Annotated in this window: 15 protein-coding genes and 1 pseudogene; 7 read left to right on the top strand and 9 right to left on the bottom strand. The window is 68.7% G+C overall.

Annotation, left to right across the window (positions count from 1 at the left end):
* Window positions 1-1,265: 1,265 nt before the first annotated feature.
* Window positions 1,266-1,562, bottom strand: coding sequence for a hypothetical protein (locus ACWCSU_RS28300; protein ID WP_449938898.1), 297 nt, complete (start codon window positions 1,560-1,562; stop codon window positions 1,266-1,268).
* Window positions 1,563-2,048: 486 nt separating this feature from the next.
* Here ACWCSU_RS28300 and ACWCSU_RS28305 point away from each other — a divergent pair, with 486 nt between their 5' ends.
* Both ACWCSU_RS28305 and ACWCSU_RS28310 read left to right on the top strand, forming a co-directional pair.
* A complete protein-coding gene (locus ACWCSU_RS28305; RefSeq protein ID WP_449938901.1) occupies window positions 2,049-2,600 on the top strand; it encodes a hypothetical protein in 552 nt (183 codons plus the stop codon).
* Window positions 2,601-3,477: 877 nt separating this feature from the next.
* Window positions 3,478-3,891: a hypothetical protein gene (locus tag ACWCSU_RS28310; RefSeq protein WP_449938904.1), complete on the top strand. Its 414-nt coding sequence runs from the start codon at window positions 3,478-3,480 to the stop codon at window positions 3,889-3,891.
* Window positions 3,892-4,294: 403 nt separating this feature from the next.
* On the opposite strand, the gene ACWCSU_RS28315 is transcribed toward ACWCSU_RS28310, so the two are convergent.
* The 6 genes from ACWCSU_RS28315 to ACWCSU_RS28340 all read right to left on the bottom strand — a co-directional run bounded on the left by ACWCSU_RS28315 (window position 4,295) and on the right by ACWCSU_RS28340 (window position 15,301).
* The gene (locus tag ACWCSU_RS28315) at window positions 4,295-5,731 is read right to left on the bottom strand and encodes an NAD(P)/FAD-dependent oxidoreductase (protein ID WP_449938906.1); all 1,437 of its coding nucleotides are present in this window, start codon (window positions 5,729-5,731) and stop codon (window positions 4,295-4,297) included.
* Window positions 5,728-6,609, bottom strand: coding sequence for a spirocyclase AveC family protein (locus ACWCSU_RS28320; protein ID WP_449938908.1), 882 nt, complete (start codon window positions 6,607-6,609; stop codon window positions 5,728-5,730). The genes ACWCSU_RS28315 and ACWCSU_RS28320 overlap by 4 nt, the downstream gene beginning before the upstream one ends.
* 204 nt (window positions 6,610-6,813) lie before the next feature.
* Window positions 6,814-12,279, bottom strand: coding sequence for a type I polyketide synthase (locus ACWCSU_RS28325; RefSeq protein ID WP_449938911.1), 5,466 nt, complete (start codon window positions 12,277-12,279; stop codon window positions 6,814-6,816).
* Window positions 12,280-13,308: 1,029 nt separating this feature from the next.
* Window positions 13,309-13,614, bottom strand: a complete 306-nt coding sequence (locus ACWCSU_RS28330; RefSeq protein WP_449938913.1) for a hypothetical protein — start codon at window positions 13,612-13,614, stop codon at window positions 13,309-13,311.
* A gap of 341 nt (window positions 13,615-13,955) precedes the next feature.
* Window positions 13,956-14,891 (bottom strand): hypothetical protein, encoded by a 936-nt coding sequence (locus ACWCSU_RS28335; protein WP_449938915.1) that lies wholly within the window; start codon window positions 14,889-14,891, stop codon window positions 13,956-13,958.
* Between the two features lie 41 nt (window positions 14,892-14,932).
* Window positions 14,933-15,301, bottom strand: a complete 369-nt coding sequence (locus tag ACWCSU_RS28340) for a hypothetical protein (protein WP_449938916.1) — start codon at window positions 15,299-15,301, stop codon at window positions 14,933-14,935.
* A 38-nt stretch (window positions 15,302-15,339) separates the two neighbouring features.
* On the opposite strand from ACWCSU_RS28340, the pseudogene ACWCSU_RS28345 reads away from it, so the two are divergent.
* Together ACWCSU_RS28345 and ACWCSU_RS28350 are read left to right on the top strand one after the other, a co-directional pair.
* Window positions 15,340-15,528: pseudogene (locus tag ACWCSU_RS28345) on the top strand (NYN domain-containing protein); the annotation flags it as partial.
* A 99-nt stretch (window positions 15,529-15,627) separates the two neighbouring features.
* The gene (locus tag ACWCSU_RS28350) at window positions 15,628-15,987 is read left to right on the top strand and encodes an OST-HTH/LOTUS domain-containing protein (protein ID WP_449939357.1); all 360 of its coding nucleotides are present in this window, start codon (window positions 15,628-15,630) and stop codon (window positions 15,985-15,987) included.
* Window positions 15,988-16,168: 181 nt separating this feature from the next.
* On the opposite strand, the gene ACWCSU_RS28355 is transcribed toward ACWCSU_RS28350, so the two are convergent.
* On the bottom strand, window positions 16,169-16,384 hold the full coding sequence (locus tag ACWCSU_RS28355) for a DUF397 domain-containing protein (RefSeq protein WP_449938918.1): 216 nt from the start codon (window positions 16,382-16,384) through the stop codon (window positions 16,169-16,171).
* A complete protein-coding gene (locus ACWCSU_RS28360) occupies window positions 16,372-17,202 on the bottom strand; it encodes a helix-turn-helix domain-containing protein (protein ID WP_449938920.1) in 831 nt (276 codons plus the stop codon). Before ACWCSU_RS28360 ends, ACWCSU_RS28355 begins: the two co-directional genes overlap by 13 nt.
* Window positions 17,203-17,448: 246 nt before the next feature.
* Here ACWCSU_RS28360 and ACWCSU_RS28365 point away from each other — a divergent pair, with 246 nt between their 5' ends.
* The 3 genes from ACWCSU_RS28365 (at window position 17,449) to ACWCSU_RS28375 (ending at window position 18,826) form a co-directional block, all read left to right on the top strand.
* Window positions 17,449-17,940 (top strand): ATP-binding protein, encoded by a 492-nt coding sequence (locus ACWCSU_RS28365; RefSeq protein ID WP_449938923.1) that lies wholly within the window; start codon window positions 17,449-17,451, stop codon window positions 17,938-17,940.
* 336 nt (window positions 17,941-18,276) lie between these two features.
* Window positions 18,277-18,480 (top strand): hypothetical protein, encoded by a 204-nt coding sequence (locus ACWCSU_RS28370; RefSeq protein WP_449938925.1) that lies wholly within the window; start codon window positions 18,277-18,279, stop codon window positions 18,478-18,480.
* A 40-nt stretch (window positions 18,481-18,520) separates the two neighbouring features.
* The gene (locus ACWCSU_RS28375; protein ID WP_449938927.1) at window positions 18,521-18,826 is read left to right on the top strand and encodes a hypothetical protein; all 306 of its coding nucleotides are present in this window, start codon (window positions 18,521-18,523) and stop codon (window positions 18,824-18,826) included.
* The last annotated feature ends 251 nt before the right edge of the window (window positions 18,827-19,077 follow it).

The raw sequence follows: 19,077 nt of genomic DNA on the forward strand, positions 1-19,077 counted from the left end.
GTTGCTGAATCTCATCGACATTTCCGAACCCGTTGAGCCGCTGGCGTTGCTCGAACCCGTGAACAAGCGTTTCTACTTCTGACCGACGCAACCAGCGGTGGGTTGGTCGTTTCGCGGACAGCAAGACGGCCTTGCGTGATCATATGCGGTGTTGAGTCGCTGCCAATCACGACAAGGCCTAACGGCTCAGCGGGCGGCGATGACCCGCTGAGCCAGTAGTCAGCCAGGTCCACTACCTGTCTGACGTGCTCACTGGGCCCTCATGCCTCGCCGAGGTGGGTGGCGGCGCTGGGTGCAGCTGGGTGCGGATCGAGGCTGGCGTCCTTCTCCAGCAGGACGCGGGCGCGATCGTAGCCGAGCCGGCCCGCGGGGTGAGCGGCAGCCGGAGGAGGGGCGGCCTTGGCGCCCCGCGGGTCTCGTCGGCCCTTTCCTCGCGGCGTTCGGCCTTGGCCGGATCCGAGCGGCGGCGAGCCTCTTCCAGGAGGGCCAGAGTTCCACGTCGGTCTGCAGGTTCCAGGTCGCCGGCGCGCATCGGCCCCACAGCTCGATGAGCGCGGCGCCATGCTCGGCGTCGGTGACGTCGGCGAGGCCCTGTCTCGGCCAAGCAGGGCGACGGTGCGGTCGGTGGAAAGGGGTAGGCGCCGCGGGTGGGTGTTGGGGTGGTGGTGCGCGCCGTGGCAAGGGATGCGTCGAGGGCCGGATGGCTGGCGCCCCAGGCCGTCAAACGGCATGCTTGCCTTGCATGCCGCACCGCGCCGCTGTACCCACTGATCAACTGAGTGGCGGCTCGCCGGAGCTATGGGAGTTCCGGGTCACAACGGCCCTCGCGTGGCTGTGTGGAGGGGGCGCTCAGATCGTCGCCGATGACTCACCACCCGTCGTCTAGGGGATGTGGGATGTGGATGGACTGACCGCCACCCCAGTATCCGTCGATGCATCGGCCGAACGAGGGGTGGGTGATGCCGTCCGGCACGGTTACCGATCCGTCCGTGGCGCCCGTCTGGGGGTTGGGCATGTCCATGGTCCAGTAGCCGGTACAGCTCCGCCCGGCCGGTTGGGCTGGGCGAACGGTCGGCGCGGCTGTCGCCACCGGTGCTGCGGCGAGGACAATAGCGGTGGCCAGCAGGGCGGCCAAGGCGGCGGGGATACGCATGGGCAATTCCTCCTGTCGGGAAGCGGCGTTGAATGAGGGCGCGGTCCGGCTCGCTCTTGGACTGATTCAGCGTTGCTGCACGAGCAACGACCGCCGGGCCCGTACTTTTCCGCTAGTTGCGGGGATTCGCCCCGGGGTGAGGGTTGTAGGGGTCCTCCCACTCCATCACGGCTGGGCGCGTCACCTCCGGGTCATACGCCCCCGGCTTGGGGCATCCTCCCGGCATGTGTGCGCACATCCTGTCCATCTCCTGGAGAAAGGCGCCTGGCTCCGGGCAGGCCACCGGTGCGCCGGTGCGGACGTTCGTGCAGGCGGGAGAGGCGGTGGCCTGCGCGGCGGCGGACGGCGCAGCGGCCAGCAGGGCGGCGGCCAGCGTGGCGACAGCCGGGGCCAGGAGAAGGTGGTGCATGACGATCAGGACTCCCTTTCCAGAGCAGACAGGACCGCCTCTTGGGATAGCCGCTCCCTGTGAACACTTAACGTTTCCAAGTCGCTACATTGTGTTGCCGTCGCAGGCAGGGCATGGCGCGCCTTCACTTCCTCCGCCCGGAACATCTCACTGACCCCCGACAGGATTCGAGAGGCACTGCGGCGCCCGTTTCGGCCCGCGACGATGCGGGCCACGACGCCCTCCGCCCCTGCGCCGGTCGCGTCACCTTCGAATACCGCCGTCGACTTCTCCCTTGTTCGCCATGACCGTACCCGCCACAGCAGCCCAGGGCCTCCAGTCGCGCCGTGGCCTCGGACCGTCACGCCGCAGCAAGGCTTGCCTCACTCACAGTAACAGTATGCGTCCTTGACGCTACTCTGCGTAGCCGTGAGGGTGGGAGAGACCACCCGGGTGCATCGTGGCCATCGCGCCGGCGCCCGGCCAGCCCCCCAAGGGAGAGTTGCCTTGTCACCAGTCCCCCGCACCCGCGTCGCCGCCCTGCTGGCCACCCTGATCACCGTCGCCGGCCTCACTTCCCTCACCACACCCGCCAACGCCGCCGGAAGCCTCACCTGCGACACCTCCGGCACCATGTACTTCAAGCCGGGAGTGCAGATCGTCCCACTCAAGCAGGACATCGAGATCCGCGGCGCCAACGGCTCCTGCCGCGACTCCACGGGCCTAGGCATCGACGAGGCCAAGCTCACCGCGGACTTCAGCGGCGTCTGGCTCACCTGCGAACTCGGCGGCGGCGGCACCGGCCATGGCACCGGCACCCTGGACTGGACCCTCAACGACGGCAGAAGGGCCCGCAGCGACCTCGACCTGAACTTCGAGAGCAACATCGCCAGCGAGGTGACCCTGTCCGGGCAGGTCGTCGGCGGCCCCCTCGACGGCGAGAAGTTCTCCGCCCACCTGCACGCCGACCTGTTCCGCGGCAGCCTCAAGTGCACCGTCGGCGGCCCGTTCGGCGGCGCCAAGAGCATCGGCTACCACGGCGACCTCACCGTCGGCTGACCTCGTCCCGCCCCTCCCAGGGCAGTATCTGCAGTCACCACCTGCGACAGCAAAGCCAGCACGAAGACACCCAGGCCCTGTGCAGGGCGGCACCGCCGCGTGCGCACCCTGCACAGGGCCTGCGTTCGCAAGGCTTCACGGTGGTCAACCACAGCGACGGCACCACCGGCATCCGCGCCTTCTCCGGCCGACCCACCGGCCTCAACCCTCGTGATCAATGCGCGAGATGGGACGTCACCTGACACGGGGCAGCTCACCCGTGGATGTCACAGGAGGGTAGCTGCTCGCCTCCGGCGATCTCCGCACCCTCGGCACTCTCCGTCACCGGATGGCTGGCGCCCCAGGCCGTCAGGCGGCCTACTTGCCTTGCGTGCCTGACAAGATCACATCGCGTTGAGCTGCGGGAAGGGCTGCGAACCCAAGATAACCATCGCCGGAGGTTCCTCGCGCAGGAGCACGTAGCGTCCGAAGGTAGGCCGGGCGATGGTGCCCAAGTGAGGACCTGGTCCGGTCGCGGGATCTGTCGAGGCAGCGGCGTATGGTGTCGGCGGCCGACAAGGAGGTCGCCCGGCAGTGCCGCATCTACTGCAAGTTCTTGTGAACAGATCCGCAAGGCCCGCCGTGTAAATCACGCAGATCAACCAGGAGCTCTTGGTCTCCGTCGATCTCGCTGCCTTGGCTTCATCCCCTCTTGTTGCAGATCAGCAGCCCGATGATCTTCTTTGTCCCGTGTAGCGCATTCGCCGGCCGTCCGGTGGTGGCTCCCAGCGAAGGTGCCGGACGCAAACAACTTTCCAATACTCTCTGTTGTAATATAACTACTCTGTGTTATTAAAGAATTGTCCGCACCTACAGAACCTCGACAGCGAGGAGCCACATGCATTCCCGCATACGCCACACGGCGTTGGCCATCGTTCTCACTGCGAGCGCGGCATTGACGGCAGCTGCTCCGGCCACGGCCACCGCTGCCGCGCCGACATCCGCCCGGTGGACCTGTCGCAACGACGGCACACTCGACGGCCTCTACCGAGGCATGATGGACAGCAGCAGGGAGGTCAAGTTCATCTTCCACGCCAGCAGAAGCCAAATCGAGTACACCATCGCCAACGGCCCGACCAAGACTGCGTCCGCTCACGTGATGACAGGTCCGAGCGGCAGTCGTTACATGGCTTTTGGAGGCAGCGACTTCCAAAGCGCTGTTCCCTTCGACCAATGCAACGACCTGGGCTGGGTGCTCAAGCTCAGAATCCGCCGCGACAACGGCTGGAGGTTCGACGTGACCCGCGTTTGACCTTCCTAGCAGCGCGACGGCCTGCATCTCTGAAAGGCGGGCCGTCCGCGTTTCGCGTGCCAGCGTCCGACCGTGCGGATGGTCATGCGTCGCCTTCCGAGACGTCGGTCGATGATGGTCTGGGCACAGTCATGGTGGGCAGGGGCCTGTCCGGGTGGGAGTCGCTGCTCCTGAGATCGGGGATCTTGGCGATGGCGTCGCAAACACAGCGGCCGACTCGCGATCGCCTCCAGGCACTCAGCGGCGCGCTCCGCTGCGGCGCGCGTCAAGCGGTGTCTCGGCAGCGGCCATCCGGTCATGATCTCAGTGCGGGGTCTGCAGCCCGTCGTCGCGAAGGCGCGAGGGTGAGACTGCCCTGGCAAGGTGCGCGGCAACTACTTGATCGCCTTTGCCGGACAGGGCTTCAGGTCTGCCGCGAGTTGTTCGGGGGGTCAACGGGAACGGGCTCATCACGACCCCGGCGAGGCGGCCGTGCTCTGAGAACACGCAGGACCGTCGGCGGCGCGCACAATGCCAGCGGGCTATGCAAGGCGGCGAAGACCTGGAGGAAGGCCAGGTGGACCTCAGCATCTCGGGTGCCCGCTGCCCGCAGGCGGCTCAGGTATCGGGCGGCGAGTCGCCGTGCGGGCGGGACTCCGGAGGTGTTCCCGGACAGCATGTGATCGCCGAGGGTGGCCATGTACCAAAAGGCACGGTTCTGCCTCGCGAGCCGATGATGGTAGCGCCGGGCCAGGTTATCGGGTCCGTGGCCGACCCTCAGGCAGTCACCGAGGAGGGCCGCACCGAACGCCGCGGTGGTCATGCCTTGGGCGTAGAGAGGGTTGGAGCAGTAGGCGGCGTCGCCGATCAGCAGGAGGTTGCCCGGCCGGCCCGGTCCTGCGGTGAGCAGGCGGCGGCGGTTGGCGGTGGCATGGGTGGTGACGACCTCCGACAAAGGGCAGGCGTCGCTGATGGCGTTCGCGACGAGCGGGCTGGGCAAGCTGCGCGCGTAGGGAAGGAAATCCTCCTCGCGGGCTGTGGGGTGCTCGGAGCCGATGCCGAACAGGGTCACGATCCAGCGGTCGCCCTCGATCGGGATGACGGTGGCTCCGCGGGGCGGGCCGCCTCTGCCGGGCAGGAGGTGGCAGGCCTTCCAGTCGGCGGCGTGCCCGGCCGGTATGGCGAAGATGCGGCTGGCGTAACCCAGGTGAGGGTCGAGGGCCTGCTCGGCCGGCGCTGCGGCGCCGATGCTACCGAGCCAGGCAGGGGTTCGCGAGCCGCGGCCGGCCGCGTCGATGACCAGGTCGGCGGGCAGGACCTCCTCGACCGCCGCCTGCGGGACGGCTTTCGACGGCTCGCGCAGTGTTCCCCGCTGTGCTTGCCCTCGGCTGCGGACGTGGACACCCCGCACGGCTTTCGCGTCGCCGACCAGTCCGCATGCCCGGGTCTGCTGCCGCAGGACGACGTTGGGCAGTGCCAGGACCCGGCGGCGGACGATCCATTCGACCAGGACGCGGCTGGCGCCGACCGCGCGCAGGCCGCAGGGGCGGCGGGCGGCCCACCCGGCCGCAGAGAGCATGATGAACTCGGAGCCGAAATCGCACGTCGGCGCCTCGTGCGCGATCAGTTGGGCGGTGAAGCCGGGAAACAGATCGTCGATCGTCTCGCGGCCGCCGATGAGCAGCCCGTGCACGTGGTGGGATTGCGGTACGCCGCGGCGATGTTCGGGTGACTCGGGGAAGGTGTCCTGCTCGACGAGGGTGACCTGGTGGAAATGGTCGGCCAGGACGCGGGCGGCCAGCAGACCAGCGATACCTCCCCCGATCACCACGGCGTCGCCGTGGCGAAGTGAGGCGGTCACGGGGAGCTCCAGAAGCCGGGGAGTTCGGCGGGGGTGATCGTGGCCGGCAGCCCGCACAGCACCAGGATGGCGATGTAGCAGAACATGACCGAGTTCGCGACGCCGATGACGGCCAGGAAGGGGATCGCGCGGCGGAGTGCGCGGGGACCGGTGGAGGCGGGTTGCAGGAAGTCGCCACCATGCAGCCGGTGCCAGCAGTAGAAGCCGACGAGTCCGATCATCAGAGTGGAGAAGGCCAGTGTCTCCTGCAGCGGGAACTGGTGCCAGGTGCCGGGCCACAGAGTGAAGCCGTCGATTGCCTTGTGATAGCGCATGAACCCGAGTGCGAAGAACAGCGGATCTTGCAGGTTGACGACTGCGACACTGCTGAGGACCAGCAGTGCGATGAAACGCCGCGCGCTCATGTGCCGGCGCCGGTGGAGGATCAGCGCTTCTCCGTACAGGACTCCGGCGACGGTCCCGCCGGCAAAGGCCACCGCCACCGTCAACGGCTGGTGCGTGGCGTGATGGCGGGCAGGCCCCTGCCAGCCCGGCAGGTAGGGCGCCCAGGACGAGGCGGAGCCGATCGCGTTGGCGTTGTAGTCGATGAGCAGCCCCGCCACGTTGGCCAGCGGCTCCAGCCACAGCGCGAAGACGATCGCGGCCGTCAGCGCGACCCCCATCCTCAGCCGGTGCCGGGCCAGGACGATCCCCCCGAGGAACAGGATCACCCCGTATATCCCGCAGACGGCTGTCTGGGTGATAAGCGGGAAGAGGGATCCGTCAGAGGGCCGGGGCGTGGCCAGCCGGTATCCCTGGTCGGCGATCCACGTGGAGTACAGAAGCACCTGCGCGACCAGGGATGCCGCGCCCACCGACGCCCACACCGAGCGGGGCATGAGAAAGCGCCTGTGGCAGCGGGTGGATGCCGTGTCGGCCGCGTCAGCGCTCAGGCGGGTGAAGGCTGCTGGAGACACGCCTGCCGACTCGGTCACGTGCTCCCTGTGCGGAGACGTCCGCCACGGATCGGGGAGCGGTAGGTGGTGCGGCATGGATCGATCTCCTCTTGACGGGCGGGCCGGCCCTCCCCTGAAACACGTGTGTCAAGCCTTCAGTCCCTCGCCGGTCTGGAATCCCATCCGGTTCTTGATCCATTCGGTGAGACCGGCCGGGGTGGGACGGACCCAGATGACTCCTGGGTCGATGGAGGTCTTCAGCGAGCTTTCCAGCTGGGCGCGTAGCCGCACTGCGCCGAGGGAGTCCAGGCCGAGGATGACCAGGCTGGTGGCGGGTCCGATGTGCTGGGAGGTGCCGCCGAGGATCTGCCGGGTGAGCATGATGATGTGCTCCTGGATGAGCGACGTGCGCCGGCCGTCGCTTTCGGCGGCGAGAACCTCCTCCAGCAACGCGCGGTCGCCGTCGTCGCCGGCTCGGCCGAGTTCGGCGAGGAGTTCGGAGGCTGCCACGGCAGGGAAGCCCTTGGCGTACGCGCCGGCCTCGATCGGGGAATAGGCGACCCGGGTGTGACCGGCGGCCAGGATGCGGCCCAGCGCGTCGGTGCCGTCCTCGGGAGAGATCATGACGAAGCCCCGCTCGGCCAGGTGCTGTCCGCGCCCGGTTCCGGCCCAGGCGCCCCAGTGGATCGCGGTGGCGGGCAGTCCGCGGGCGGCTCGCCAGTCGGCCAGGTCGTCCAGGAAGGTGTTGGCCGCGGCGTACATGCTCTGGCCGGGTGAGCCGATGAGGGAGGCGAGGGAGGAGTACAACACGAAGAAGTCCAGGTCCTGGTCGGCTGTGGCGGCGTGCAGGGCCCAGGCGCCTTCGGCCTTGCCGCGCCACACCCGGCGCAGGAGATCCTCGTCGGCATGGGCCAGGGTCGCGTCCTGCACCACGCCTGCGGCGTGGATCACTCCGCGCAGCGGACGATCCCCGGCGGCGGCCATCGCGCCGGCCGTGACCGTGCTGTCGGCGATGTCCCCCTGGACGACGTTCACGACGGTGCCCGACTCGCGCAGCCGCGCGAACGTCTTCTCGGCGTCGCCACCGGGAGCCGAGCGGCCGACGAGGATCAGGTGATCTGCTCCCTGAGCGGCCAGCCACTGGGCGGTCGCCAGCCCGAGACCGGTCAGCCCGCCGGAGATCAGGTAGGAGTATCCGCCGCGGACGGGCAGCCGGCTCCAATCCCGGTCCTTGACCTGGTGGCCGTCCGCCGGCTCGGCCGCGTCGGCGTCGCCACGGGGGGGCGGCTCCGGAGGGCCGGCGCGCAGGTGGGCCACATGGCGTACGCCGTCGCGCCAGGAGATCTCGACCACCGGATGCGCCGTCAGGATGTCGGCCGCCACCTCGGCCAGATCGGTTCCGGGGGTGAAGTCGATGATCGAGGCGGTGAGCCGTGGAAGCTCATAGGTGGCCGTCCGCAGCACGCCGCGCGGCCCGGCGGTGGCGGGTGTCGCCCCGTCCTGGCATGCGGCGATCCACAACCGGGGCGGGCTGGGCAGCTCGGCCAGCCAGCGGATGAGCCCTGTCAGGCGGGCGACACGGTTCCGGGCGACCAGCGGCGGCGCAGTGGGCCTGCCGCCGGTCGAGCCGCCGGTCGAGCCGCCGGTCGAGCCGCCGGTCGAGCCGCCGGTCGAGCCGTCCATGGCCAGCACCACACCGCTCAGATCGTCCAGGCCGGGCAGGAGGGCGCCGGCCTCGGTGCCCGCGCCAGAGGTGCCTAGGCTGTGCGGCAGGATGGCCAGGCGGCACCCGGCGTCCTGGCCGGGTGTTGGCTGGGCCAGCAAGCGGGACAGCTGCTGCGCCAGCTCGCGGGGCCAGGCCGTGCCGGCCTCCGCGCTGTCGGTGAGCACCAGCCAGGACTCGGTCCGAGCCTTAGGGCCCGCCTGTCCGCTCGCCTTGTCGCCGGCTGGTTTCGCCGGTACCCAGGCGATGTGGGACAGCCGGTCGGCGTATCGCTGATCGGGCGGGGTGACGTTGGCCATGCGCAGGCCGCGGATCTCGGCCACCACCGTGTCGTCGGCGTTCATCAGCACCCCGGACGAGGTGCTGGCCAGGTCGTCGGCCTCGTGCAGGCGTACCCGGGCCCGGCGGACGTGCGAGGCGGGGCCGTGGACGCGGATCTCCTCGAACCCGGCCACGACCACCGGGCCGGGGCTGATGGGTTGGCGGGCCAGCCAGAGGGACGCCGCGGCCTGGACGAACTCGTCGGTCAGCGCCGGGTGCAGCGCCATCATCCACGAGCTGACGCGGGCGCTGTCGTCCAGCCGCAAGGTCGCCACCGCCACGTCCTGTCGGGGGTGGATGCGCGTACGTTCCAGCCCGGCGAACGCGGGCCCGTGGTAGATCTGGTGACGGTCGCGAAGGCGCTCGTACAACTCCTGCGGCGGCGACTCCTGCCAGTCCTCGCCGGCGGCTGCGGTCCCGACGGGCGGTGGCCCGTCCAGCGGTCCTACGGTGGCGTACGCGTGGACCTGGAGAGTCTCCCCTTCGCCGGAGACCACCTCCACGGCGGCGGGCTCGCCGTTCTCCCGCATGGTGAGACGGGTGGTGACGATCGGCTCGGGGTCGAGCACCAGCGGGCTGAGCAGCATGACTCCGCGCAGAACGACCTGATCGCACCCCAACGCCTCGCGGGCGGCGCTCAGCATCATCTCCGCGATGCCCGCGCCGGCCAGCACCGGCACCCCGGCCACCTGATGATCGCCGAGCCACGGCAGGCGGCGCGGTGAGATCGGCGTCTGCCAGGTGTGCAGGTGCGGCTGCCGCGGATCCTTCACGTGCCCGCCCAGCAGCGGGTGCTGACGGCCGCCGATCAGGTGCGGGAGAACGAGCCGGTACGGTTCGCCGTCCCCGCCGTGCCGCTTCCGGTTCCACGCCCCGGTCGGCAGCTCGGCCAGTTCGCCGTGTGCGTATCGTGAGGCCCACTCGACGGGGAATCCGGCGCAGTACGCCAGGCCCAGGTTGGTCAGGAAGGTCTCCTGGTCGTCGGTGTTGCGGCGCAGGGTGGGCACGGTCACGGCGTCGCGTACGTGCCGGGCCTCGGCGAGGTCGGCGACTGCGCGCAGTGCCAGCGGGTGCGGGGCGCACTCGATGAACAACCGGTGCCCGTCGGCCAGCGCGGCGTCGGCGGCGGCCGAGAACCGTACCACTTGGCGCTGGTTGTCGCGCCAGTAGCTCGCGTCCATCGGCCGGTTCTGGCGGGGGTCGCCGGTGACGGTGGAGTAGAAGGCCAGCTCGGGCGAGCGTGGGCGCAGATCCTTCAGCGCGCTCTCCAGCCGGCCCAGGATCGGGTCCATGTACGGCGAGTGCGAGGCGACGTCCACCTTGACTTCGGTGGCGGGTACGTCGTCCGCCCGCCACGAGGCGATCAGCAGCCCGATCTGCGCCGGGTTTCCGGAGATCACCGTGGAGTCGGCAGAGTTCATCGCCGCGACCGACACCTGATCGGCGCCGGCTCGGACGATGTCGTCCGCCACCTGTTCGGCGGGTAGCAGCACCGAGGCCATCGCGCCGCCGGTGACCGTGCCCAGCAGTGCTGAGCGGCGACAGATGACCGCGGCACCCTCGGCGGGGGTGAGCGCGCCCGCCACGACCGCGGCGGCGGCCTCGCCCATCGAATGGCCGATGACGGCCGCCGGGCGTACGCCCCAGGAGCGCCACAGTTCGGCCAGGGCGACCTGCAGCCCGAACAGCACCGGCTGGATTCGGCCGACCGTCGCGGGCGGGTCCGGTGCGAGCAGGGCCTGGCGCAGGGAGAAGCCGCTCTCGGCGGCGATCAGCGGTTCGAGCACGTCGATGGCGTCGGCGAAGGCCGGCTCGGAGGCGAGCAGGGTACGGCCCATGCCCGCCCATTGGGAGCCTTGGCCGGTGAAGACGAACACCGGGCCCGGGTGCTCGGCCGGCAGCACGGGCGTGCCCGTGACGAGGCCTTCGGCTTCCCCGCCAGCTGCAAAGGACGTCAGCTTCGCGGCGAGTTCGCCCGCGTCACGGGCGACCGCGGTCAGCCGGAAGGGTGCGTGGCCGCGCCGCAGGGCCAGCGTGTGGGCCACGTCCTCCAGGTTGGGCTCGTCTCCGTCCGCGCGGCGCCGCTCCAGCCAGTGGCCGAGGCGGCCGGCGGCCATGCCCAGCGCCGCCTGCGATGACGCTGACAATGGGAACAGCGACGGCAGCGCAACCGCGGCAGGGCCCGCGTCGTCCGTGCTCGGCCCGAGATCGGCTGCGGTCTCTTCCTCGCGGCGGTGCGGGGCACGAGCGGTCGCTCGCGGCGGCCCGCCGACGGGTGGCGCCTGTTCCAGCACGATGTGGGCATTGGTGCCGGTGATGCCGTAGGAGCACACCGCCGCCTGCCGCGGCCCCTCCGCGACCGGCCAGGGGATCAGTTCGGTCGGGACGAAGAGCCGGGACTCCTCGTCCAGCGGGATCGCCGGGTTCCAGGCGCGGAAGTTCAGGTTGGGCGGGATCCGCCCGTGCCGCAGCGCCTGGACGGCCTTGATGGTCCCGGCGATGCCGGAGACCGGTTCGCTGTGCCCGATGTTCGTCTTGATCGAGCCCAGCGCGCACCGGCCGCGGCCCCGGCCGTACACCGCGTTGATCGAGGTGTACTCGATCGGATCGCCTACCGCCGTACCCGGGCCGTGCGCCTCGACCAGGCCGACTCCGTCCGGGTCCATCCCGGCGCGCTGCAGCGCGGTCCTGAACAGTTCCTGCTGCACGATGGTGGACGGCGCGGTGAGCCGGGTGGACTGCCCGTCGTTGTTCACGGCCGAGCCCCGGATCACCGCCAGCACCCGGTCACCGTCGGCGCGGGCGTCCTGCAGCCGTTTGAGCAGCAGCATCCCGGCGCCCTCACCTCGTACGTATCCGTCGGCGCGCTCGTCGAAGGCGAAGCAGGCGCCGCGCGCCGACAGCAGCCACGGCGCCTCCAGCAGTTGGGTGAGCGGGGACAACATCAGCAGCACGCCGCCGGCCAGCGCGGCGTCGCACGCCCCGGTGGTCAGCGCGGCGCACGCGGTGTCCACCGCGACCAGTCCGGACGAGCAGTGCGTGGACACCACCATCACTGGGCCGCGCAGGTCCATCGCGAAGGCGACCCGCCCGGCCGCGCCAGCGGTGAAGTTGCCGAACAGGTACAGGCTGTCGGGAGCGTCCTCCACCGGACGGGCCTCGCGCAGCAGGTTGTCCGGCGCATAGGTGCCCACGTAGACGCCGGTACGCGTGCCACGGATCGATCCCACCGGAATCCCGGCGTGCTCGACGGCCTCCCACGCCACCTCGGCGATCAGCCGGAACTGCGGATCGATAGCAGCCTGCTCAGCCGGCGCGACCGACAACGCCTGTGGATCCCACGCCCACACGTCCCCGTCCAGAAAGCATCCACGGGCGGCGCGGGCGGCCATCTCCGGATCGTGCACGGCCGACAGCCATTCGGTGTCCCACCGTCCCTTGGGCACCGGGCCGACGGTGCTGCGCCCCTGTTTGACGAGATTCCACAGGCCGGTCGGCGTCTCCACCCCTCCGGGGAACCGGCATCCCATCCCGATCACTGCGATCGGCGTCTGCGTTGTTGGCGACATGTGCCGTTGCTCCATTCGGCGACGTAGGTGACGTAGGGGCTGGACCAGCGAGGGGCGAGCAGGTCGCGGCCGGGGGCGGAGATCGCCTGGTCGGTGAGGCAGAGATGGCTGGTGCGGTTTGCCCGCACCCTGCCTTCCGCCGCGGGTTCGCCGGCTGGATCTTCGGGACCGTCATGGCAGGCTGGTCCAGGTCGGGTGATCGTCGATGTCGGAGAACGGCATGCAGAAGCCGTGGCACCGGGCAGGGGTGTCCGGGCGCGGCCTGTGCGGATCGGGGCCATTCCTCGCCGGACGGATGGACCTGATCAGCGGAGACGGTGCCAGCGGAGTCCAGTTGCCGCCGTCCGGAACGGTCGGTCGCCGGGAGGACATCTGCGGTCGGTCGAGTCGGCCGTGACAGATGGCCCATCCATACGGGAACGGGTCAGGGGATCAACCGTCGCCCTTCACGTCGAGGACGGAAATACGGAGATCGCTGGCGACCGTCCATGTATGCCGACGGCCGTCCGTATCCGCTGCTTCACTGCAAGTGCTACACAGCGCACCTTCGTCCGGCAGGCTCCGGTGCACCCGCTGATGACGCTGACAGCGTAGGCACGGCTCGACGTCCGCAGACAGTCGCATATCCGGCGGCCCAAGTGTCCGGCCGCGTTCGTCGGACTGTGTCGCATCTCGTCGGTGTCATGATGCTCCCCTCTGTCGCGATCCGCCTTAGTCGTCCCCGCCCAATTGGTCACTTAACGTCAGCAGGTAATACAAAGAGTTACATGTGGAGCTTCCAAGAGAGCGCGAGCGCGTGCCGCAGCGCGGTGGCGAGTCTCGGCGCTCTCCGGGCCACGCCATGACGGCCTGAGTGGACGCTGCGCACCGGCCACATCAAGGTGCGCTCGACGATCCACCTGTGTAGCGCGGGGCCGACACGCGTGGGCTCCGTCGTCCTCTCTCGGGGTGGCAGGGCCGCGCATCCCGGGCCCTGACAGCCGCGAGCCCCCGGCGGGCGGCCGGAGGACTCCAGGGCGGCGACGGCGCCTAGCGGGTGTTCGCGCCGGGGTTGTAGGGGTCCTGCCACTCCAGCACGGACGGGCGCGCCAGCGCCGGGTCATACGGTCCCGCGCTGCCGCATCCCTCCGGCGGGCAGTAGATGTGCGGGCGGAGGCGATCGAAGATGGAGCGGCCTCCCTCCGTCAGGTCCGGACAGGCCACCGGTGCGCCGGTCCGGGCGTCAGTGCAGTCGAGCAGAGGGGCGGCGGCCTGCGCGGCGGCGTACGGCGCGACGGCAAGCATGGCGGAGGCGGCCAGCGCGGCGACAGTCGGGGCCAGGAGAAGACGGTGCATGACGATCAGTACTCCCTTCCAGAGCAGACAGGACCGCCCCTGGAGATAACCGTTCCCTGTAAACACTTAACGTCACCGATTCGCCACACTATGTGGTTGTCGCAGGTAAGACATGGCGCGCCGCCACTTCCTCCGCTCAGCACATCTAGCCGATCCCCGACAGGATTCGAGAGACCCTTTGGCGCCTGTTCTGGCGTCCGTAACGACCAACCGCTCGCAAGAGCAGCGCGTGCAGGCCGTCCCAGACCCCATGTGTTCAGCGGCATCGCACCGCTGGACGGCCCAGTCCTGAGGCCAGCGTGCGCCGGACCCGGCGCGGCCCGTATCCGGCGAGTTGGAGGTCAGGCTGGCGGCGATGTGCATCGGGAGATCGGCGGCGTAAGGAGAGTCGCCGGTGGCACCGGATCGGCCGCGTTCGCCGCCGGAGTGAGGACTGTTCTCACCCGCTGCGGCAGGGCGATGCCGCCGCGCTCCAGTGCGGTTCGCACCATCTGGTCGATGCGTGCGCAGGTCACCACCCGATCACGTGGCGAGCGCCTGGATTTGGGTGCGGCCAGCAACGGGCCGGACAGCAGCACGATAGGGCGGCCCACCCGCTCGGCACGCAGCGTGAGATACGCGCGCAGAGCGGCCGACAGATCGGCGCCGAGTTCCTGGAAGGAACGCGGCCGGGGCGGCTGCTCGCCGGTCCACAAGGTTAACGGCCCCTCGCTCTGGTCGCGGCCCAGCACATCCCGCATATCGGCTGCCGCCACCTGCTCCACACTCATCCCGGTGTAGAAGAGCAGGGCGATGGCCGTGGCCTGGCACCACGCCGCCTCCGAGTCAAGCCGCCGGGTGCGGTCGAAGGCCACTTCGACGGCCGCCGCAGAGGCGCCCGGGTCCACCACATGGGCGGGCACGGGGCCTGATGGTCGAGGTGTCCGGGCCGGGGGTGCTCGGACCTGGCCGGCGGGATTGGCGTGGCACGCCCCTTGCTCGATCATGAACTTGTACCACGAGGACACCACACTCAGATGCTGGACGGCGGAGGCGGCCGGGCGATCAGGAGTCCACCGGTAGCTGTGCCGGTCCAGCCACAGGAGCACGCTGAAGGCATCCACCTTGAACGGATGGCCGGTGCTGTGCTGCCACCACGACCGCAGACAAGTGAGGTAGTTTACGCGGGTCCTGCTGCTTTTCCGCATCAGCCACACGACGGTCAGCTCAGCCAGCCGGGCCGCCGGAAAGACATTCTCGTCCGCGGCCCAGTAGCACGTGGCGATCAGGGCTTCCACCCGCGAGTGCAACCCCTGCCCTTCCCAGCCGGAGGCGCCCCTCACCGGCGTCTGCTCCGCCGGCACGGCCTGTCGGCGAACCCCAGCGCGTACAGAAGGTCGGGGTGCGGGTGCAGGCGGACGAGCTTGCCGGCCGCATACGGCCCCGGCTCCTCGATCGCTCCTGCCTCGGCCAGAGGTTCGGCTGCTTCCCACGCCACCAGCGGCGGCCCCGGGTGGGGGCCTTGGAGGTGGGCGCGGACAGCGGTGAGCACCAAGGGAGCATCCTGGTAGTCCAGATCGGCGGCCTCGAGACGGGCGTCGATGAGGTCTCGCTCCCCTGCCTGGCTCAGCGTGGCCTCGCACACCAGCTCGACGCGGTCCTGATCGCATCGGACACCGATCGCGGCAGGAGCCAGGAGCTGCCGCAAGAGGCTCACCTGGGTGGTGAGCTCCCGGCAAGAACGCCACCGACACAGCGCTGGTCATCGACGCGATGGACCTGCTCTACACCGGGCGCTTCGACGGGTTCTGCCTCATCTCCAGCGACAGCGACTTCACCCGCCTGGCAGCCCGCATTCGCGAGTCAGGCCTGACGGTATACGGGTTCGGCGAACGCAAGACACCCAAGCCGTTCGTCGCGGCGTGCGACAAGTTCATTTACCTGGAGAACCTCACCTCCACCTCCGCCCTGCTCACCGGCACACCCGCCACGCCGCTTCCGCGCGCCTCGGCCGCGAAGCTCAAAGGCGACACCGTGCTGGTAAACCTCCTGCGCAACGCTTTACAGGCATACTCCGACGATGACAGATGGGCAGGCGTGGCCAACGTCGGGCACTTCATCACCAAACAACGACCGGACTTCGACGCCCGCACCTACGGCTACGCCAAACTCAGCGACCTGATCGCCGCAACGACGCTGTTCGAGCTGGACCGCCGCACCCCCAGCGACGGAAAACCGGCGATTGTCTATGTCCGCGACAAGCGCCACCAGAGCAAGAGCCCCCTGGTTACACCGCCGACTAATCAGCAAGGCTCAACGATTCCGGCGTCCGAGCCAGGCCAGAACGCGACACGGCTCACGGAGAGTTCAGGTTATCCAGGTGCGACCCAGTAAGCACAGATGAGGACTTCTCCGTCTATGACACCGATCGAAACCCAGTCCCGGCTACGGCACTGAAACGGCCACCGCTCTTACTTGCTTACGCGGTCCGGCGAACACCGCCGCGATCGCGCATAAGGGCGAAGGGCCTTCGGAGCGCCGAAGATCCTTCGCCCTTCCTCCGTGACGGCACGTCCTAGAAGTCGAACTCGCCCTTCTTCGCACCATCGATGAACGCGGCCCAGACCGACGGTGAGACCACGTACGGAGCGAGATCGAGGCGCTCCGTATCGCGCAAACCCACGCGGCCGTCAGGCAGGGGAGCCACTTCCAAGCAGTCACCGCTATCGCCAGAGCGGGCGGCCTTGCGCCATTCAGCGTTCTTGAGAAGCTCTTCGGTCAGTTCGTCCATTTTTCTGCCATCTCCCTTATGAGCTGCAGCGAAGCCCGACGGGGCAGGGCTTCGTTGTGCAGCATCTCGTACTTCAGCCTGACCTCGCGGACGCGTGCGCTGTCGGCAGTGATCTGGCCAATGGTGATCGACTCGAGGTAGACCATATCTGGCATCCCTGGTCCGCCGGCGAGAATGAAAGCTCCTTGTAGTCCGGTGGTCAGCCAGGAGCTGTGCGGGAGCACGCGGATGTTGATACGGGGATCCTCGTCCAGGGCAGCCAAGTGAGCCAACTGCTCGGCCATCACCGCCTCACTGCCGGTCGGTCGGGTCAGGACTCCTTCATCCACTATCGCCCATAGAGTAGGCCCCCTGTCACGCTGAAGTACACGCTGGCGTTCCATGCGTGCAGCGACATTCTGTTCGACCTCGTCAGGGGTGATGGCAGGCCTGCCCCTGAAGATGGCTCGTGCATACTCCGGGGTCTGGAGCAAGCCAGGGACGATCAGTGGCTGCCAGGTTTGCAGAGTGTCCGCCTGCTGTTCAATCTCCGCCAGTTGAGCCAGCCAGACGGGCCATCGGGTGGCGTATTCGACGGTCTCTCGCCAGTGGGCCAGCAGCCCGCCCCCTGCTCCAAGTGCGGAGTCGGCGGCGCGGACGAAGTCTTCATGCGCCGGACGTTCTCCACGCTCGACCATGCTGATCTTCGACACCGACCAGCCGAGCATTGCAGCAAGTTCTTTTTGCCGCTTCCCTGCGGCGATGCGTGATTCACGAAGATGGGCGCCGAATTCAACTCCCGGCGCTTTCAGCTGGGGTTCCGGCTCGGCGTTTTCCAAGGTAGAGCACTCTCCTTCCCGAGAACACACGAGAAATACACAGGCATGTGTAGTAGCACACCTGGTTCGTGCCTGGGAAGTGTTTTGCATTAGGCCTCTGGTGCAGGGATTTTCTGGGATGGTCTCCTCAGGTCGCTTGGACCACGCCGACCAGGCACACGAAGCGGCGAGCAGACGTGTTAATCATTGCGAGCATTCTTCACATAAAGAAGCAGCCGAGGATCGGGAAGTAGCGAGGCGAATCCGGTGATCTATCACACATCTCCACCAACCAAATTCGAAGAGCTCGGCATCATCCAAATGGCCTGCAGCGTTCGGGCGCCTTCTCTGGCCCGAGAGGCGATCAACGATTGGTTGGGGGGCGCTCATGCCGCTCGGGAGATCGCCATTCTGGCGGCATCGGAACTGGTGACGAACGCCGTCAAGTACGCCGACACCGCCGGTACCGGTGAGAGTTCCGGTGATGAGATCATGCTCAGGCTGTCTCAGGACGCGCTTGTCCTCCGGCTGGCGGTGACCGATCCGGGGTCACGCTCCTCGATGCCCGCACGCATCCCGTTACAGGTACCAGACGTGGACTCCGAGCGGGGGCGGGGGCTCGCGATCGTGGAGATCGTGTCGCGTGGCCGGTGGGGAAGCTACCGGATGTCCGGAAGCGGCTTCCGGCTCGTGTGGTGCCATCTCGATCGCCATCCCACTGCGACACAGATGGAGGACTTGTTCCGCGCCCCTGTGTAGCCGGCTCGCCTCGCCCGGCTAAGGGCCTTGGATGGTCTCGGCGAATCGGAAAACCGCGATGCGACGCCATCACTTGATCGTGCTCTTACCGCTGTTCCTCACGTCGGCTTCGTCGGCTGGATCATCGCCTCTCCCGAAGGCGTCCCCATCCCGATCATCGTTGCGGTACTCGTTCGTGCTGGGGCCGAGCGTCTTCGTGACCGCCGTGCTCTGGCACCGGCGGAGGGTCCGCCGCCGACGCGTCAACGGCCGGTCACCGTTCGACCGCTTGACCGCCTCGGACCACGATCCCCCACCTCGCGTTCTTCCCCACCACTCGTGAAGGAAGGTTCCTCCATGGCCCGTGACAAGGTGATCTCCACGTTGGCACTGCTCCTGATCGCCGGATTCGATGCCTTTGCTCTCCTGGCCCCCGCCACCATGGCCCGGCCGGTGTCCCAGGCGGTGCTCGTGGTCATCTTCTGCGGCGTCTTAGCAGTGACCGTACGGAAGGTCTACCTCGCCCGACGTTCCGCCGGCCGCCCCCAGCCGCCCGCCTAGAAGCCGCCACTGCCCCGACCTAGCTGGGAGTGACCGTCTCATGTCTGAACCCGTCCCCGTCGCCGAGGCCGACCAAGCCACCACCCACCTCAGCGACCTCCAAACCCTCCTGCTGGCACGGGGCCTGCACGCCCGCATCCTCACCCGGCCTGAGCATCTGCCGCGCCTGCGGGTAATCAACCCCGGCTGCGCCACCCTGTGCGAAGTCATCACCGCCGCACCGGTAGAAGGCGAATGGAGCTTCTGGTGGTCGTGGGCCGAACCGATCACCCCGATTAGCGACACGGCCATCGCCGCCGAACGCATCGGCCACGTGCTGACCCCAGCCACTCACCAACCCGCCTGACCTGCCTCCGGATAAACCGCCTGGATGGCGCACCCCCGCCGCCCCACGACCGGCGGCGGGCAGGGCCGACGCCGACCCAACCCACCGTTCGGCGTCGCCGGATAGGCCACACAACCTTGTCAGCCACAACCCGCCACAGGCGGAGGATTCCTGCGGCTGGCAGCCCTCTCACCCGGTCCTGTCCGGGAGGCCGGGTGAGAGCACTTCTTCTCGAGAGCGCACGACCGTCATGCAGACGAGCTCGCACGCTC

The sequence above is a fragment of the Nonomuraea sp. NPDC001699 genome (assembly GCF_053596455.1).

What these genes read in the sequence shown, in the direction of transcription:
- ACWCSU_RS28355 (WP_449938918.1), bottom strand. Translation starts at nt 16,384, where the DNA reads ATGGACGAACTGACCGAAGAGCTTCTCAAGAACGCTGAATGGCGCAAG.
- ACWCSU_RS28330 (WP_449938913.1), bottom strand. Translation starts at nt 13,614, where the DNA reads ATGCACCGTCTTCTCCTGGCCCCGACTGTCGCCGCGCTGGCCGCCTCC.
- ACWCSU_RS28375 (WP_449938927.1), top strand. Translation starts at nt 18,521, where the DNA reads ATGTCTGAACCCGTCCCCGTCGCCGAGGCCGACCAAGCCACCACCCAC.
- ACWCSU_RS28310 (WP_449938904.1), top strand. Translation starts at nt 3,478, where the DNA reads ATGCATTCCCGCATACGCCACACGGCGTTGGCCATCGTTCTCACTGCG.
- ACWCSU_RS28320 (WP_449938908.1), bottom strand. Translation starts at nt 6,609, where the DNA reads ATGCCCCGCTCGGTGTGGGCGTCGGTGGGCGCGGCATCCCTGGTCGCG.
- ACWCSU_RS28325 (WP_449938911.1), bottom strand. Translation starts at nt 12,279, where the DNA reads ATGTCGCCAACAACGCAGACGCCGATCGCAGTGATCGGGATGGGATGC.
- ACWCSU_RS28300 (WP_449938898.1), bottom strand. Translation starts at nt 1,562, where the DNA reads ATGCACCACCTTCTCCTGGCCCCGGCTGTCGCCACGCTGGCCGCCGCC.
- ACWCSU_RS28370 (WP_449938925.1), top strand. Translation starts at nt 18,277, where the DNA reads ATGGCCCGTGACAAGGTGATCTCCACGTTGGCACTGCTCCTGATCGCC.